Below are 16,688 nucleotides of genomic sequence, written 5' to 3' on the forward strand. Positions count from 1 at the left end.
TGTTTTGTGGCACACTATGTGGCATGAGTCTCAATCCACGCCTGCTCAACTTCCTCATCCTCGGCGTCTTCGACGTCGGCCTGGCCATCCTGCTATTCCAGATCGTCGATTCCGCAACCAACAACCACGTCTATGCCTACCTGGCCGCCAGCATCGGCCCCCTCGTCGGCGGCATCATCCAGCATGTGCGCCAGAAGTCTTTTTCTGGGATTTCTGCGTTGATCCTTGCCTTCAACGTTGCTGCGGCGTTGGCCACTCTGGTCGGTGGCACCGATGAGCGCCTCCTGCTGGTTAAAGGCAGCGTTGTTACCGGCATTATTGGATTGCTCTTCCTCGGCAGCTTGGCCCTTGGAAAGCCCCTTGCCTTCTACTTTGGCCAGCGCTTTGGCACCGACGGCACAAAGGAAGGCGTCGCCTACTGGAACGGATTGTGGAAATACCCGACCTTCCGCGCCTCCCAGCGCTACATCACCATCGTGTGGGGCGTCGTGTTCCTGCTCGAAGCCATCATCCGCGTCGTCGCCGCCTATTCCCTCCCCTTCACCACCGCCTACTGGCTGTCGAATGCGTTGCCCTTCGTGGCCCTCGCTATCTGCCTAACGGCCACCTTCGCCATTGCTGCACGCGCCCGCAAGTCCGCGCCGACCCCGGCCTAGCGCGTGAGCCCCCACAGAATCTGCTCGTGCACGCGCGGGTCGTGGGGCAGCTGCCCATGTTCGACTGGGGCCGATTCCACGTTGACCACATCCGCCCCCGGAACAGCGCTCAGCTCAGAGGTCTGATTCGGCGTCACAGTGCTATCCGCCGGCGAGTAGATGGAGGTATAGGTGACGCCGGGCGCGGTGTCCGGCAACTGGTTGAGATTCTCCATGAACTCCGAACCCTCCAACTGTTGAATGCCGGCGCTGGTACCTACAAATTTGACCACGCTGGGGGCAATTTTGGCTGCCGTGCTTAGCGACGTTGCTCTGCCACCCCACGTCGTCCCGTGAAAATTCGCGCCGATGGTGACCACGCGGTTCACTTCATCGGGCGAACCGTAGAGCTGGGTGAAGGTCTTGGTGTGCAGGCCGCCCTGGGAGAAGCCCACGAAGTTTACTTTGTGTGCTCCGGTGACCTCCCGGATGTGCTCTATCTGCCTGGCTATTTCGCGCCCAGAGGACTCTAGATCCGAAATCCCCTTCAGGTAGTCATAGGCGTTCTGATAGGCCACGTCTTCGGCGCCATAATCGAAGGCCCAGACGCACATGCCCTGGTCCTTGAGTGTCGGGATGAGGTCGTTCCACTCAGCCGAGTTAGCCGAGGTTCCGTGCAGCAAAACGACCGGCTCGGTAACAGGACCCGTGGGCTGGCAGTCGGGATCGTTGATGCCGAGACCCTGCGCGGCGGAGGTCTCCATGGTTTGAGCATGGGCCGGAACGGGGGCCGCAGTGGCGAGGAGAATAGCGAGGAAGGCACGCTGCAGGAAGCCGTTTTTCATAAGGAGACAGCTTATCGCCGATCCCTGAGCATCTGCTGTACGGTTCCTGTATGCCTGCCGAACTACCAGGAGGAAAGGCTGCTCAAGCTGCTGGAGCGCTTGGATTCTTTCTTTTGGGTCTGGGCGTGTTTCTTTGCTTCCTCGAATGCTGCGGGCGAATCGAAGTCATCGTAGCTATCCATCAGCGTCCGCAGAGACTGCAGATTCGGATAGATTTCGCTGTGCCACATGTGACGGCGCGTGCCATCGGTGCACTCCTCGTTTTCTTCACCGCCGGTGTGCACCGCGAAGATCATGGTGTCCTGGTAGAGCGGCGCGCCGGAATCTCCGTTGCACGTGCGCGAAGCAAACATGGAGCGCGATTGGATGAGATTATCGAAATCGTAGCCTTGAATCTCCCCAGCGACCCCAGTCTCTTCGACGCGGACCACGGCCTCAGAGGCAAAATTGTGCATCCCTCCGTAGCCCACGAGGAAGAGCGAGTCATTGACGCGCAGCGGCCGCGAGGGCAACTCGAAGGCTTCCGCGTCCATGGGTTCCGCTTTCAGCAGGGCGACGTCCGACTTCTCTGCTACCGGGGTGGAGGCGAGCACCTTGGCGTTGTCACCATCCGCCTGCGTGAGACGCAGGTCGCGGCCCAAGCAGTGTGAAGCAGTAAGCCACCAATCATTGCCGATGTACCCCGCGGAGCACTCGCGTTTGCCGTTTCGCCACAGCGCCGCGACGCGATCATCGCTGGCTGCAACCTTGCTCGTTGCCTGTAGAACCCCGGGGACGTTCGCAGAAGTGGGGGCGCCAAACAGGGAGGACGTCACTGTCACGATGATGGAGAGCAAGGAAGCGAGAATACCAGGGAACACAAGGCGTAACTCTATCAGTGAAATCGCATGCGTGCTCACCGCACACCACGGCATATCATTAGGAGCTGTGATGAAGCGATTTCTCTCTCTTGCCGCTGCACTCTTCTTTCTCAGCGGCTGTTCCTCTCTCGACGTTGAATCCACCCCTGCGAGTGAGACGTCGCCAAGCACAAGCACCAGCGTTACTGAAGACGCCCCACAGCCCACCCTCCCCGCTACCGAGGAAAACGTTGAAGGCGTCAACATAGATCAACCACAAGAGGAAGTCATCGGCTTCACCGAGGCTCCCGGCGCGGCGCAGCCTTCTCCGATGGAGAAAACCATCGCATCTTGTGGAGACCCTTCGCTGCACGAAACCGGAACGACATTCTTCAGCGATGGAACCTCTGGCTGGACGCAACAGTGCTCGGACGAGATGCTGGCTGCGAATCCTCCAGTTCAAGAAGCCGCCGCGGTGTATGAAGCACCCGCCGTGCAGGAGAACTACGTTCATCCCGGCGCGTATTGCAGCGGCGGAAGCGGCGTATCAAAGAGAGGTGTCCCGATGACATGCGCACCCGCTTCTGATGGCAGGATGCGCTGGCAAAGCGCGTAACCTCATTCCGGCAGTTGAGGGCCTTTACCCTTCTTCCACAACGCAAAGGCGATGCCTCTGCGAATCAGTGCTGAAAGCCCCACGGGTAGGCAGCACAGGAAGGGCAAAGCGATGAGCATCTGCTCGATCCAGCCGAAGAGACCAACCGCCCCGATAACGACGAAAACGGCATCCAGGCGGAAATCTGTAATGACCTTCCGCTGCATGGGCAGGGAAACAAGGTAAGCAATTCCCAGAAACACGAGTGCGGGAAGAAGCACAAAGACTGCAAGGAAGCCACTCTCAGCATCAGTTCCTTGCGTATCGACGAAAAAGAGGGCCACCAGCAGCCCAACAAGCACGAACTCCACAAACGGTAACCGCAGCACAGGGAAATCTATAAGCCGCGGTGGCAGGGCGGAAGCGGGGCCGAACATACCGACAGTCTAGGTAAAATCATTTCCGCGTGGGCTTCGCCAAAGCTTTTAAGCCTTGCGGAGCGTGAACTCAACGACGTCGACTTCGTCGTCCTCAGCTAATCCGGGATAGTGAGTATCAAGCGCTTCATGAAGCTCAGCAAGAGAGCCAAAGCCATCTCTTCGGGCTTGTTCCTCCGTCAAGGACCTCGGCTGGGTAGAGACGACAGATGTGACCTCTGCGGGAATGGTGACGACCTCTCCGGATTCTTTCTCAAAGACAATCTGGGCGCTTCCTTCATGGAAGGGATCATCCACCCGAATGGTTTGTTGCTTTTCTCCGCTTCGAATTGATTCCTCGTAGCCTTCCCACATATAGATGCGTTGCTCTTTGTCCATGTCACGCCAGTTATATGCGAACGGTAAGAGCTCTTCCACGGTGAGTGCTTCAAGTCCATTGCTTCCGCGCACAATGCACCGGATAGACGGATCAGTATCAAATAACACTTGGCGGCACTTTCCACAGGGCGAAAGCACCTGGCCAGTCGGGCCGTGGACGGCGACTACCGCTCGGATCGGATCCTTGGGATGACTAGCAGCGTGGTTAGCTAAGGCCGAGATTTCGCCACAGGGGCCACCGAGAAAATGATATGCGTTCAAACCAAGTACGTGTTTGCCGGATTCGGTCAGAAGGGCTGCGGCTACGGTGTGATCTTCCTCGTCGTGGAAGCGCTGCGCATGGGTCGTGGCTGCGGTCAGTAGTTCTCGGAGTTCATTAGTAATCATCCTTCAAAGGTAGCTGTTACTGCCACAACTCCCAAGCCCAAGGGATCACAAATCTGTCACTGTCATTCACGGTAAATAAGGGCGAAAAACTTCGAATTTCTGGCCGCTATAATTCCCCGAAGATATCAATAACCCCGGCGATTTACTCCTACTTTCGTAGTGCAGGGATCGTTCCGGGGTTTTCAAAGCGCACATTATCATATCCATATGGATAATCCAAGCCCAGCCCAAGTACAGCTGTCCCAGTGGTTTTCATCTGCGCGAATGAGCAGGTACGCCGATCATCCATCACCAGAAACGCTCTACCTTTGGAATACTCACCTCACGAAAACCTATCTCGCTGACATCGAACACCTCGAAGTACTCCTCCGAAATAGCATTCACAATGCCCTAACCGGAAGGTACGGCGAGCGATGGTTTGACGACGATCGAATCCCTTTCAACGATGCAGCGAAGAAGAATATCCGCAAAGCGAAGAAACGGGCCGGGAAGGAAGGTGCACCACCAGGAAAAATCATCGCTGAACTCAGCTTCGACTTCTGGCGTTTCCTCTTGAGTAGTCACTATCAGGCGAGTATCTGGCCCCAGGTAAAGAAGGCGTTGAAGAGAACGCCTGACAGTAGACAGCAGTTTGAAGAACTTGTAGTCATTGTTTACAAAATGAGGAATAGGTGCTCTCACCACGAATCAATCGTTCAACAACGCGATAGAGCCCGTGAAGTCGCACATCTCGACTCCGTTGATAACGCTATTCAAGAAGTAGCGGACTTCATTGATCCTCACGCCGCGGTATGGATCAAAGACAATTCACGCGTCCCCGCTATACGGGCACAACGACCTTAATCCATTGACGCTTTCTTGATACGTCGTACTGGCCTAGCGAACTCAGGCCACTGAAAAAGAAAAATCTCGAGACACCGACCGGAACGATGTCTCGAGACTTCACAGCGTGCCCGGGGCGGGACTTGAACCCGCACGTCCTATAAGGACACTGGCACCTGAAGCCAGCGCGTCTGCCAATTCCGCCACCCGGGCAGGGTATTGATGTCTTGGCGACTAGCTAACCTTAGCACGCAGTCCAACAGATTCTACAAATCCGCTGGCAAACCCGAACTTTCCAGGGAACTATAGGCCGCGCGTCTACGTTAAATAGAGGAAAGCAACCTATACTGATCGCTGCTATACCTCTCCCTTGAACATCCCGAAAGGAGGACGGCGTTGCCCTATGGCATTTCTTGACAAGCTCGCCAAGCTGGATTCTTCCTTGCAACGCGGACTGGACAACGGCATGGCCTTTGTCTTCGGCGGTAAAGTCGTCCCCGCAGAGATTGAGGAGCTTCTCAAGCAGGAGGCGCAAGACAATCTGTCCCGCGGTGATGATGGCAAGCTTTATAGCCCCAACGTCATGACCGTCGGCGTGTCCTCCAAGGACATCGAGAATCTCTCACAGGACCGGGATGTTCCCAAGGATCTAGCTGATCAGCTCACCCGCTTCATCCGTAACAGTGGCTGGTCCCTCGCCGGGCCGGTCATCGTCCGCATCGCGGAGGAGTCGGGGCTGCGGACTGGGCAGTTGCGCGTGTCCTCTTTTTTGGATCACGAGCCCACCGAAGAAACCGGATTCGATGCGATTTTCCACCACGACCATGGTCAGGAGGACTCTATGACCCAGCCGCACAACGCCGACGAGGCCGCAACCACCGCCTTCATGGCCCCCACCCCGAATCAGCCAGCGCCGCAGGGCCCTGCGGTGACGCTCATGTTGCAGGACGGCTCCTCCCGCGTCTACCACGTGCAGGAGGGCTCCAATATTCTGGGCCGCAGCAACGACGCGGACCTGCGCCTGCCGGATACCGGTGTGTCCCGCCAGCACGCGGAGATCACCTGGAACGGCCAGGACGCCGTGCTGGTGGACCTGCAGTCCACGAACGGCACCACCGTCAACGACACCCCGATTGAGAACTGGCTGCTTGCCGACGGCGACGTGATCACCCTCGGTCACTCCCACATCGAGGTGCGCATCACCGGCCTCGAAGACCAGGGCTACTAAGCCGCCCGGCAAGTGTTCCCAGATTCTTAGCGTAAGGACTTTTCATGGATTCGATCGTGCTGCTCTCGCTGCGCATCGGCCTGCTGGTGTTGCTGTGGCTGTTTATCTTGGTCGCGCTCAACGCCATGCGCCGCGACGCCAATAAGGCCGCCGGCGTCTACCAGGCATCGTCCCCGGTGAAGGGGGCCCAGAGGCGTCGCGAAGCGCCGCGTGAAATCGCCATCGTGGACGGGCCGCTGCGCGGTTCCCACATGGAACTGGGCACGCTCGAAGACTGTACGATGGGCCGCGCGCAAGACTGTGACTTTGTCACCGGTGATGATTTCTCCTCCGGCCACCACGCCCGCCTGTTCCGCAGGGGCAGCGAGTGGTTCGTGGAGGACCTCGAATCCCGCAACGGCACCTTTGTTGGTGGCGTTCGCATTGACCAGCCAGAACGAGTCGGAGTCGGCTCCGATATCAAACTTGGCCGAACGACCGTGAGGTTGATGGCATGACTTTAAGCCTGACTTTTACTGCAGTGACGGACCGCGGATTGGTCCGCGAAAACAATGAGGATTCCGCCCACGCGGGCCCGCACCTGCTGGTGCTGGCCGACGGCATGGGTGGCCACGCTGCCGGCGAGGTCGCTTCCACCACCATGGTGGAGCACATGGCCTCCCTCGAGCGTGATCCGGGCGACAACGACATGCTGGCCCTGCTCGGCGCGGCGGCGGAAGACGCCAATGCGGCGATCCGCGAGCACGTGGATGAGCACCCGGAGACGGAGGGCATGGGCACCACGCTGACCGCCCTGCTTTTTAACGGCTCCGAGTTCGGCGTGTGCCACGTGGGTGATTCCCGCGGCTACCGGCTGCGTAAGGGGAAGCTGACCCAGATCACCAAGGATGACACTTATGTGCAGTCCCTAGTGGATGAGGGAAAGCTCGATCCGGAGGATGTCTCCTCCCATCCGCAGAAGTCGTTGATCCTCAAGGCCTACACGGGCCGCCCGGTGGAGCCGACGCTCTTCATGCTCGATGCTGAACCGGGCGACCGCCTCCTGTTGTGCTCGGATGGCCTCTCGGATCCAGTGACGGCCTCTACCATCGAGCAGGCGCTGAAACAGGGCACGGTCGAGGAAGCCGCCACCACCCTGCGGGATCTAGCGCTGCGCTCCGGCGGCCCTGACAACGTCACCATTGTGGTGGCAGAGGTCGTGGAAGCGGAGGGTGACGAGGACTCCCCCATCACCGTCGGCGCCATCCAAGGTGTTGTTCCGGAGCCGACGCACCCGGATTCTTCCGCGAGCCGCGCCGCAAAGCTGATCTCGCCCCCAAAAGCCCAGGCCGCTGAGGAGAAGCCCCAGGAGGACCCACAGCGGCGGCCCCAGCGAAGCCGGATTGGGTGGAAGGTGATTGCGTGCCTTGCCATCGTCATCGTGCTCGTCGTCAGTGGCGGGCTCTGGATGAAGAATTATCTGGGCAATAACTATTACGTGGCTACGGATGAGGGTGGCACCCTCACCATCGAGCAGGGTGCGGATTATGAAATCTTTGGCCGCCCGCTGCACCACACGTATCAGAATGCGTGCCTAGGCAAGGACAATGCGCTCAAGCTCGGGCACGGAGAGTGCGCGGGCGACTTTGCGCCGTTCACGCTGAAGGATTTGCCAGAATCCGAACGTGCCGCTGTGGGCAACCTGCCCTCCGGCTCCTATGACGAGGTGCAAACGCAGCTGTCGCAGCTCTCGGACAAGGCGCTCAAGCCTTGCCCGAAGGCCTCGAAGGACGGAAAAGACGGAAAAGATGACAAGAGCGCGTCCAAAGGAAACTGCCGGGAGGTGAAGTAGGTGAGTAAATTCTTCTCCCGCGGCACCGAATTCGGCCTGCTCGTGCTGGCCACCGTGGTTTTCGCCATCACCTTGGTCAGCCTTGAGCTGTCCCAAGGCAACGTACTGACACTCGATGTGCTCTACCTCATCGGCGGTTTCATCGGCGTCTTTGCTGTCGCTCACTTGGTGCTCTGTTTCCTGGCACCCTATGCGGATCAGCTCATGCTGCCCATCGTCGCGGTGCTCAACGGCACCGGGCTCATTTTATTGCAGCGCCTCGATCTAGCTAACGGAGGCGGGCTGGCGGTGCGGCAGGTGATGTGGACCATCGTGGGCCTCATTCTCTTCGCGCTGGTGCTCGTCCTCCTGCGTGATCACCGCTCGCTCACCCGATACTCCTATATCTTGGGTGCGCTCGGCCTGATCCTCCTCGCATTACCCCTCGTGTGGCCGCAGCCGCCGGGCGTCGACGCCCGCATCTGGCTGTGGCTCGGACCCTTTTCCATCCAGCCGGGTGAGTTCTCCAAGATCCTGCTGATTTTGTTCTTCGCCATGCTGCTGACCCAGAAGCGCTCGCTGTTCACGGTGGCTGGATACAAGTTCCTAGGCATTTCCCTGCCGCGCCTGCGGGATCTCGCGCCCATCCTGGTGATTTGGGGCATCGCGATTGTCATCATGGGCATTTCCAATGACTTCGGCCCGGCTCTGCTGCTGTTTAGCACAGTGCTCGGCATGCTCTTCATGGCCACCAACCGCGTGAGCTGGCTGCTCATTGGCGTCATTCTCGTGGGCATCGGTGGCTTCGGCATCTACCAGGTCTCGGAGAAGATCCAGCAACGCTTCTCCAACTTCCTGGATCCGCTGGCTAACTATGATTCCACCGGCTACCAGCTCTCCCAGGCGCTCTTCGGCATGTCCTCCGGCGGTATTACCGGCACCGGCTTAGGCCAGGGCCACCCGGACATGGTGCCGGTAGCGCACTCGGACTTCATCCTGGCCGGAATCGGTGAAGAGTTCGGGTTGGTTGGCCTCGCCGCGGTACTTGTGCTGTTTGCCATGCTCGTCTCCCGCGGCTTCCGCACCGCGCTGACCTGCCGTGATACCTATGGCAAACTGGTCTCTTCAGGGCTGGCCCTGACGCTGGCCGTGCAGGTCTTCGTCGTCACCGGCGGCATCTCCGCGCTGCTGCCCATGACGGGCTTGACCACGCCGTTCATGTCTGCGGGTGGCTCCTCGCTCATGGCCAACTACATGCTGCTGGCCATCCTGCTGCGCATCTCCAACGCGGCACGCCGCCCGGCGCGCGAGCTGAGCTCAAACGCACCCACTGACACGTCCATGTTCCCCGCCGTCCAGGAGGCCACGCGATGAATAGATCGATCCGCCTCGTTTCCCTCTTTGCCCTGATCCTTACCGCCGTCCTCCTGGTGAACCTCACGGTGGTGCAGGCTTTTTCGACAGACAAATACGCCCACAACCCTAAGAACGTTCGCGGCTACCTGGAGATGCGCACGACCCCGCGCGGCCAGATCTTTGCTGGCAACACGGTGCTGGCGCAGTCCACTGCCGACGCCGAAGGAAACTACTCCCGCTCCTACCCCGCTGACTCCCCGGCCTTTGCCAACATCACCGGCTACCTGTCGGAGCGCTTCGGCGCCTCCCAGCTGGAGGCCTCCCAGAATGACATCCTCAATGGCAAGGATGATTCGCTGCTGGCGCGCAATTGGCTCGATATGTTGTCCGGCAAGCCGCAAAAGGGCGCGAACGTCGAGGTCACCGTCGATCCGGCCCTGCAGCAAACCGCCTACGATCAGCTCGCTGGACCGGGTTATAACGGCGCGGCCGTGGCCATCCAGCCCTCGACGGGCAAGATTTTGGCCATGGCCTCCTCCCCCAGCTTCAACGTCTCCGACCTGCTCGGTGATAACGCTGGCGAGAAGTGGGAACAGCTGCAGAACCAGGAAGGCACCCCGCTGGTCAACCACGCCACGCAGGACACCCTTCCCCCTGGCTCCATCTTCAAGATCATCACCACTGCAGCAGGCCTGAACAACGGCTTCGAGCCGAACTCCACGCTGACCGGCGCAGCGTCCATTACGCTGCCCGATACCGTCACGGAGCTCACCAACTACGGCAACCAGTCCTGCGGCGGCGCGGACAGCGTCACCCTGCAGACGGCCTTCGCGCTGTCCTGCAACACGGCCTTTGTGCAGATGTCGGAAAGCATCGGCGCCGATGAGCTGCGCAAGTACGCCGAAGGCTTCGGCGTGGGTGAGAAATACTCGTTGGGTGTTAATACTTCCGCCGGCGCGCTCGGCGAGCTTGGCGACGGCGCCCAAGTCGCCCAATCCGCCATCGGCCAGCGCGACGTGACCATGTCCGCCCTCCAGGCAGCCATCATGGCCGGCACCATCGCCAACCAGGGCAAGCGCATGGAACCCTACCTGGTCAACCGCATCACCGATGCCCAAATGAATGAGCTGCGCACCACCACACCACGTCAGGCCGCCGAAGCTGTGGATGAAGAAACAGCCAACACCATCAAGGACCTCATGTTCGCTTCCGAACGCAGCACCTTCGGCTACGACGGAAACGGTTTTGCCTCGAAGACCGGCACCGCTGAGCACGGTGAGGGCCTCGCCCCGCACGCATGGTACGTGGCCTTCGACCCAGACAAGGACATCGCGGTGGGCGTCGTGGTCAAGGACGGCGGGCACCTTGGCCAGAATGCCACCGGTGGCCAGGTCTCCGCGCCCATCGGCCGTGCCATCCTGCGCGCATACGGAGGTGAGCAGTAGTGAATAGTGCAGATAACAAAAAGCACCTCCAAGAACTGATCGGTGAGGACTACCAGCTGCAGTGGATCGTCGGCCACGGCGGCATGTCCACGGTGTGGCTGGCGGATGATGTCCACAATGACCGCGAAGTCGCCCTCAAGGTCCTGCGCCCCGAGTTCTCCGACAACAACGAGTTTCTCTCGCGCTTCCGCAACGAGGCCAAGGCGGCAGAGTCCATCGATTCCGAGAACGTCGTGGCCACCTACGACTACCGCGAGCTCGAGGACAACGGCCGCACCTTCTGCTACATGGCCCTGGAGTACATCCGCGGCGAATCCCTGGCAGACCTCTTGGCACGCGAGGGCGCGCTGCCGGAAACGCTGGCGCTCGACGTCATGGAGCAGGCCTCCCACGGCCTATCCGTGATCCACCACATGGGCCTGGTGCACCGCGATATCAAGCCCGGCAACCTCATGATTACCCAAAACGGGCAGGTCAAGATCACTGACTTTGGCATCGCCAAGGCCGCCGCCGCCGTGCCGCTGACCCGCACCGGCATGGTCGTCGGCACCGCCCAGTACGTCTCCCCCGAGCAGGCCCAGGGCTACGAGGTCGGCCCAACTTCGGATGTCTATTCACTCGGTGTGGTGGGCTACGAGATGCTGGCCGGCAAGCGCCCCTTCAGCGGTGATTCCTCGGTATCGGTGGCGCTGGCACACATTAGTCAGGCGCCGGAGCCCTTGTCGACGTCGATTAGCGCGCCCACCCGGGAACTGATCGGCATGGCCCTGCGCAAGGACCCCAACACCCGCTTCGCTGATGGCAACGAGTTCACCAATGCGATCTCGGCCGTACGCCAGGGCCAGCGCCCGCCGCAGCCCAAATCCGCGGCGCTCGCACCCATCGCTGCTGAACCTTCTCCCTCCGCCTCGACGGAAATGCTGGCCAACATGGCGCACCCCACCACGGTGCGGCCAGCCGTCCAGCCTTCTACACCAGAGCCGGAGGAGCGCCCCGCCAAGAAAGGTGGTTTCGGCACCGGGTTGCTCATCGCCGTGGCCATCGCCGCCCTCGTGGCCGTCGGACTCATGGCCTACCGGATGTGGGGGAACACGGCACCGACCCCACCACCAGCGCCGACGGAGGTCATCGTGACCGAGACGGTTGTGCCGGAGACGACAGAGGAAGAGGAAACGGAAGCTCCCGAGACTGTCGAGATCACCACCGTCGAGGAGGAACCGACCCGGGTCACCGTTACCACGACGCACTCGGTCATCCCCGCCCCGCCGGTGACCACGGAACACACGACCCATCAGGACCCGCCCGAGTTCCCTACGGAGGAGACGCAACCGCAGGTCAATGACAGCCCAACGCCCGCGCCCGAACTAGACTCACAGAGCAACCCCACCGAAGAATCCGCACTACAGGGAGGCCAGTAACCCACCATGGTCAGTGATCGGTACCACCTCCGCCAGTCCATCGGCACCGGCGGCATGTCCGAGGTGTACGAAGCCGAGGACTCCGTTTTGGGGCGCACCGTCGCCATCAAGATGCTGCGCCCCGACATGGCGCGCGACGTAAACTTCCGCGAGCGTTTCCGCCGCGAGGCCCAGAATTCCGGCAAGCTCAACCACCCGAACATCGTCGCCGTCTTCGACACGGGTGAAAAGGACGTCGAAGGCCTGATGGTTCCCTATATCGTCATGGAATACGTGCAGGGCCGCACCTTGCGCGACATCGTCCGTGAGGATGGCCCCATGCCGGTCGAAGAAGCCGCGCGCGTGCTCAAACCGGTGGCGGATGCTTTGCAGTCTTCCCACGAGGCCGGGATTATCCACCGCGATATCAAGCCGGCCAACATTATGCTGACCAACACCGGCCAGGTGAAGGTCATGGACTTCGGCATCGCCCGCGCGCTGGATGATTCCACGTCGGCGATGACGCAAACCTCTGCTGTCATCGGCACCGCGCAGTACCTTTCGCCGGAACAGGCCCGCGGCAAGCCTGCCGACGCCCGCTCTGACGTCTACGCTTTGGGCTGCGTCATGTATGAAACGGTTACCGGCCGCACGCCGTTTGAAGGTGAAACACCTTTTGCGGTGGCTTACCAGCATGTGCAGGAGGATCCGGCACCACCCTCGGAGCTCATCACTGAAGATCTGACGGAACGGCAGCGGCTCGGCGTCGACGCCGTCGTGCTCACGGCGATGGCCAAGCACCCTGCGGACCGCTACCAATCTGCTTGGGAGATGGGCGATGACCTCGAGCGTTTGGCCCAGGGCCAGCTGCCGGAGGCAGCACGCTCCCACGTCAACGATGAGGATCACCCCACCACGATGGTGGCACCCGTGGCCGCGCAGCACCGCGCACCGGTGGCCTCGACTCGTCCCTCTGAAGACGATGAGTCCGGCTCCGGTCTGAAGTGGCTGGCGGCGCTGCTCGCGGCCTCTCTCGTCGCCATCATTGGTTATTTTGCCTGGGACTTCTGGGATAGCTCCCGCCAAGAGGCCCGCGAGCGCGAGCAGGAGCAGCATGAAGCAGCCCAGCGCGCGAACATGGTGACTATCCCGAAGGTGGCCAACCGCCCGCGCAACGAAGTCGTGGAGGAACTAGAGAAGCTTGGCCTGCTGGTAAGCATCAACGAGGAAGCCAGCCCCGATGTACCGCGCGGCAAGGTCATCCGCATCAACCCTGCGGAAGGCTCAGAGCTGCAGAAGAACTCCTCGGTCACGCTGACGGTGTCCTCCGGCAAGGAGGTCACCGAGGTCCCGGATCTCACCGGCATGAAGCTGGATGAAGCCACCGCCGCGCTGGAGGAAGCCGAGCTAGAGCTCCACACCGACGTCGAGCAGGTGAACGATGAGGCCCCTGCGGGCGAGATCATTTCCCAGAACCCGGCGGGCGGTACGCAGCTGTCCAAGGGTTCGAAGGTGCGGATCACCGTCTCCAAGGGGCAGAAGGAAGTCAGCGTCCCGGATGTCAGCGGTATGGATCGTGACCGCGCGGTCGAGATGCTGTCCTCCATGGACTTTGACGTCAACGTGAACTCGGTGGACTCTGAGCTTCCGGAAAACCAGGTGCTCAGGGTCGTCGAGAAGGGCCAGAAGCTGCCCAAGGGCAGCCAGGTCACCCTGGAGGTCTCGAACGCGATGCTCATCCAGGCACCGGACCTGACGCATTCCACCCAGCAGGAAGCCGAATCCGCGCTGCGCGCCAAGGGCTGGTCTGGCTCCCTCGACGTGGGCGAGCGCATCCCAACGTCTAACCCGATCGACAGCGACAAGATTGGGTGGGCGTCGGCAAGCCGCGGCGATGTCATCCGCAAGGATGCGACCATCCACGTCCGGTTCTGGGAGTTTGACCCTGCGGCGCTGCTGCCGCAGTAGCTCTAATTGCCGCAGCTGCTAAGGTATTCCACAGATTAACCCCCCTATTCTTCGTGAAGGTGTAACAATGCCAAAGTCCAAGATCACGACGGAGGGCTCCGCACTCCCGCAGTCCTCCAGCTCTGCTACTAACCGCACCCCGGTCAAGATCAACTCTGAGGGCACCCCGAAGTGGTACATCGCCATCATGCTGGGCCTCATGCTCCTCGGCCTGCTCTGGCTGGTCGTGAACTACCTGGCGGGCGAGTCCATTCCGTTCATGCAGGAGCTGGGCCCGTGGAACTACGGCATCGGCTTCGGCCTGGCCATCATCGGCCTGTTGATGACGATGGGCTGGCGTTAGTTTTCATCGCCGCCAATGAACTCCTCGAGGTTCTATAGCATCGCCGGTGTCGGCTGCATCATTCTGGTGATGCTCACCGTCACGGTGGACAAAAGCTTCCTCACCCCTGGCGCACTCGTACTCGCCGGCCTCGGTGTCACGCTGACGCCGCTGGCCCTCCGCTACCCTCTTGTGGCGGCCTGCGGGTACGGTGCGCTTTTTGCGCTGACGGTGTGGCTCTCGGAGTGGCGGTCTTTCCTGCTCTTGGCGTGGAGCCCCGTCATCGTGGGCATCGTGGCGTTTCGCACGCGCTGGCTGTGGGCGGTCCTTCCAGCGGTGGCGTACACCTACCTCGTCACGACGGATCCTGCGAACAACTATCTTCCGGATTTCGATCCCTTGAACCTGTCGCTGCCTCTCATCTTGTATGCGGTAGCCATCGTCATTGGGGCCGCGCTGCGCAAAAACCGGGACCAGCGTCTTGCCGCCGAACAGCGCGCCGCCGAGCAACGCGAGGCGCTGATGACCGCCCTTCATGATTCGGTGGCTGCGACGCTAACCTCCGTGGTCATGCGCTCCGAAACCTTGGCGCTGACCCAAACGGACCCTTCCGCGGCTGACTCCGCGGAAGCGATTGCTAACGACGCCCGCCGGGCCATGGGCGAGGTCCGTGATCTATTGCGCGTGATGAAGAATGAGAGCGTGACTCAGGGAGTTAAGTCCTTGGAAGAAGACCTCGACACCATGGTTAGCTTCCTGAGCAGCCACGGCTTCCACTGCGAAGCACAGATCAATGTAGGCAAGAACGGTGAGCTCGCGCTACCGGAAAAGCTCTCCCTCGTGTTCTCTGAACTCGCCATTAACATCCTCAAGTACGCTCGCCCTGAATCCCGTGTGAGCATCGAGGCCACCGGCAGCTCCAAATCCATCGACCTCGTGATCACTTCCGAGATTGCGGCGCAACAATCACGCCAGTACATGACGACGAATCTGGGCTTGGGGGAAATCGCCCGCCGTGTTCGCAGGATGCACGGCAGCTTCGGCAGCGGCAAAGAAGGCAATCTCTGGGTCACACGCCTTTCTCTTCCGGCCGCCTGCCTAAGGAAAATATAGTAAGATTGCCCGATAGTCCGCTATTTCTTAGATTTTAAAAGGTTCGACATGCGTACTTCCCTCGCCGTTGCCGCCGCAGCACTCGCGCTGTTCTCGGCACCAATTGCCAGCGCTGCTGAGACTCCCGCTGAAACCAACGTTGACGCTGCTGCTGAGACCACCGAGTCCACCGGATTCACCTTCTACAGGTCGTACGCGAGCGAATTCGCCGACCACTTCCGTTGCTCCACCAGCCCCCAGCGCTGGTGGTGCGGCTAAACTGTTTCTCCATGAGCATTCGGGTTTTCCTCGTTGATGATGATGAGCTCGTTCGCTCGACGCTCCGCGTCTATTTCCAGACCACCGAAGACATCACGGTGGTCGGTGAGGCAACCAATGGTGCGGATTGCTTAGCGCAGATTGAAGAAGTCAATCCGGACCTCGTCCTCGCCGATATTCACATGCCGCACATGGACGGCATTACGCTGCTCAAGCACCTTAATTCCGGACCGAATCCCCCGACGTTTTTGGCGGTGACCGCCTTCGACTCGGATGACACGATGCTGAAGATCCTGCGGGCGGGCGGCGCGGGTTATATCTTGAAGAACCAACGCCCGCGCTCCATCATTGAGGCGGTTCGAGCCGCTGTGGAAGGTGGCACCGTCGTGGCGCCCGCCGCCATGCACCGTTTGGTCGACTACATCGGTGAGCCTGCCACCCCACGCGATCCCGTCGCCGCCGCCATTGAGAGCCACGAGCTTCACGACGCCGAAATAGCCGTCCTCAAGCTCCTCCTCGCCGGCAACTCCAATTCAGAGATCGCCGCCGCCACTCATTATTCGGAATCCGCCGTGAAGAAGCATGTCTCACGCCTCATCACCATCTTCGGCGCCAGCACGCGCCTGAACCTGGTGACCAAGATTCTGGGTGGCGCTGGCTCCTGAGCCCGACTTCGCTCTAGCGACAGAACCGACCTAGGACATGGGTGGGTGAGCTACGCCACTCTTGGCACTGCTACCTGGTGGTTTTCGGCGGCAGGGCGGGATTTTTCCGCACTAAATTGACCCAAGTCAGGGCATCCCTGGAAAAGGCATCTGACAAAAGGCATCTTTGGGTCTAAAAACGCCATCTG

Annotated in this window: 18 protein-coding genes and 1 tRNA gene; 14 read left to right on the forward strand and 5 right to left on the reverse strand. The window is 60.5% G+C overall.

From position 1 onward, the window contains the following. Nucleotides 1–23: 23 nt before the first annotated feature. Nucleotides 24–656: a VC0807 family protein gene (locus HMPREF2932_RS03230; protein WP_071409595.1), complete on the forward strand. Its 633-nt coding sequence runs from the start codon at nucleotides 24–26 to the stop codon at nucleotides 654–656. On the opposite strand, the gene HMPREF2932_RS03235 is transcribed toward HMPREF2932_RS03230, so the two are convergent. Next, a complete protein-coding gene (locus tag HMPREF2932_RS03235; RefSeq protein ID WP_071409596.1) occupies nucleotides 653–1,480 on the reverse strand; it encodes a lipase family alpha/beta hydrolase in 828 nt (275 codons plus the stop codon). The two genes, HMPREF2932_RS03230 and HMPREF2932_RS03235, sit on opposite strands and share 4 nt — an antisense overlap. A 62-nt stretch (nucleotides 1,481–1,542) precedes the next feature. Further along, nucleotides 1,543–2,340: a trypsin-like serine protease gene (locus HMPREF2932_RS03240; RefSeq protein ID WP_046648636.1), complete on the reverse strand. Its 798-nt coding sequence runs from the start codon at nucleotides 2,338–2,340 to the stop codon at nucleotides 1,543–1,545. 70 nt (nucleotides 2,341–2,410) lie between these two features. Between HMPREF2932_RS03240 and HMPREF2932_RS03245 the strand changes: the two genes are divergently transcribed. Continuing rightward, nucleotides 2,411–2,935, forward strand: coding sequence for a hypothetical protein (locus HMPREF2932_RS03245; protein ID WP_071409597.1), 525 nt, complete (start codon nucleotides 2,411–2,413; stop codon nucleotides 2,933–2,935). Between the two features lie 2 nt (nucleotides 2,936–2,937). On the opposite strand, the gene HMPREF2932_RS03250 is transcribed toward HMPREF2932_RS03245, so the two are convergent. Next, complete coding sequence (locus tag HMPREF2932_RS03250; protein WP_070512818.1) at nucleotides 2,938–3,351, reverse strand: hypothetical protein; 414 nt, start codon at nucleotides 3,349–3,351, stop codon at nucleotides 2,938–2,940. Nucleotides 3,352–3,399: 48 nt separating this feature from the next. Then, nucleotides 3,400–4,116, reverse strand: coding sequence for an ASCH domain-containing protein (locus HMPREF2932_RS03255; RefSeq protein WP_070546044.1), 717 nt, complete (start codon nucleotides 4,114–4,116; stop codon nucleotides 3,400–3,402). A gap of 207 nt (nucleotides 4,117–4,323) precedes the next feature. Between HMPREF2932_RS03255 and HMPREF2932_RS03260 the strand changes: the two genes are divergently transcribed. After that, nucleotides 4,324–4,959: an Abi family protein gene (locus tag HMPREF2932_RS03260; RefSeq protein ID WP_070546042.1), complete on the forward strand. Its 636-nt coding sequence runs from the start codon at nucleotides 4,324–4,326 to the stop codon at nucleotides 4,957–4,959. Between the two features lie 107 nt (nucleotides 4,960–5,066). Here HMPREF2932_RS03260 and HMPREF2932_RS03265 read toward each other — a convergent pair. Further along, nucleotides 5,067–5,151 (reverse strand) — tRNA-Leu (locus HMPREF2932_RS03265). A gap of 190 nt (nucleotides 5,152–5,341) precedes the next feature. Here HMPREF2932_RS03265 and HMPREF2932_RS03270 point away from each other — a divergent pair. The 11 genes from HMPREF2932_RS03270 to HMPREF2932_RS03320 all read left to right on the forward strand — a co-directional run bounded on the left by HMPREF2932_RS03270 (nucleotide 5,342) and on the right by HMPREF2932_RS03320 (nucleotide 16,500). Next, nucleotides 5,342–6,166 (forward strand): DUF3662 and FHA domain-containing protein, encoded by an 825-nt coding sequence (locus HMPREF2932_RS03270; protein ID WP_070512829.1) that lies wholly within the window; start codon nucleotides 5,342–5,344, stop codon nucleotides 6,164–6,166. 44 nt (nucleotides 6,167–6,210) lie between these two features. After that, on the forward strand, nucleotides 6,211–6,663 hold the full coding sequence (locus HMPREF2932_RS03275; RefSeq protein ID WP_046648650.1) for an FHA domain-containing protein FhaB/FipA: 453 nt from the start codon (nucleotides 6,211–6,213) through the stop codon (nucleotides 6,661–6,663). Then, entirely contained in the window at nucleotides 6,660–7,997 is a 1,338-nt protein-coding gene (locus HMPREF2932_RS03280) for a protein phosphatase 2C domain-containing protein (protein ID WP_071409598.1), read from the forward strand. The genes HMPREF2932_RS03275 and HMPREF2932_RS03280 overlap by 4 nt, the downstream gene beginning before the upstream one ends. Then, nucleotides 7,998–9,350 (forward strand): FtsW/RodA/SpoVE family cell cycle protein, encoded by a 1,353-nt coding sequence (locus HMPREF2932_RS03285; RefSeq protein ID WP_070702536.1) that lies wholly within the window; start codon nucleotides 7,998–8,000, stop codon nucleotides 9,348–9,350. Continuing rightward, nucleotides 9,347–10,777: a penicillin-binding transpeptidase domain-containing protein gene (locus tag HMPREF2932_RS03290; RefSeq protein ID WP_071409599.1), complete on the forward strand. Its 1,431-nt coding sequence runs from the start codon at nucleotides 9,347–9,349 to the stop codon at nucleotides 10,775–10,777. Before HMPREF2932_RS03285 ends, HMPREF2932_RS03290 begins: the two co-directional genes overlap by 4 nt. After that, a complete protein-coding gene (locus tag HMPREF2932_RS03295) occupies nucleotides 10,777–12,195 on the forward strand; it encodes a serine/threonine-protein kinase (RefSeq protein WP_071409600.1) in 1,419 nt (472 codons plus the stop codon). The genes HMPREF2932_RS03290 and HMPREF2932_RS03295 overlap by 1 nt, the downstream gene beginning before the upstream one ends. A gap of 6 nt (nucleotides 12,196–12,201) precedes the next feature. After that, nucleotides 12,202–14,142, forward strand: a complete 1,941-nt coding sequence (gene pknB / locus HMPREF2932_RS03300; protein WP_070512842.1) for a Stk1 family PASTA domain-containing Ser/Thr kinase — start codon at nucleotides 12,202–12,204, stop codon at nucleotides 14,140–14,142. A gap of 67 nt (nucleotides 14,143–14,209) precedes the next feature. Then, on the forward strand, nucleotides 14,210–14,485 hold the full coding sequence (crgA, locus tag HMPREF2932_RS03305) for a cell division protein CrgA (protein ID WP_010188168.1): 276 nt from the start codon (nucleotides 14,210–14,212) through the stop codon (nucleotides 14,483–14,485). A 15-nt stretch (nucleotides 14,486–14,500) separates the two neighbouring features. Further along, a complete protein-coding gene (locus tag HMPREF2932_RS03310; RefSeq protein WP_070512845.1) occupies nucleotides 14,501–15,577 on the forward strand; it encodes a sensor histidine kinase in 1,077 nt (358 codons plus the stop codon). A gap of 48 nt (nucleotides 15,578–15,625) precedes the next feature. Then, entirely contained in the window at nucleotides 15,626–15,835 is a 210-nt protein-coding gene (locus HMPREF2932_RS03315) for a hypothetical protein (protein WP_049156615.1), read from the forward strand. Nucleotides 15,836–15,846: 11 nt separating this feature from the next. Continuing rightward, complete coding sequence (locus HMPREF2932_RS03320) at nucleotides 15,847–16,500, forward strand: response regulator (protein WP_049156612.1); 654 nt, start codon at nucleotides 15,847–15,849, stop codon at nucleotides 16,498–16,500. Nucleotides 16,501–16,688 lie beyond the last annotated feature (188 nt).

This window comes from Corynebacterium sp. HMSC074H12 (genome assembly GCF_001813755.1).
In the GTDB taxonomy this organism is placed as follows: Bacteria; Actinomycetota; Actinomycetes; order Mycobacteriales; family Mycobacteriaceae; genus Corynebacterium; species Corynebacterium hiratae.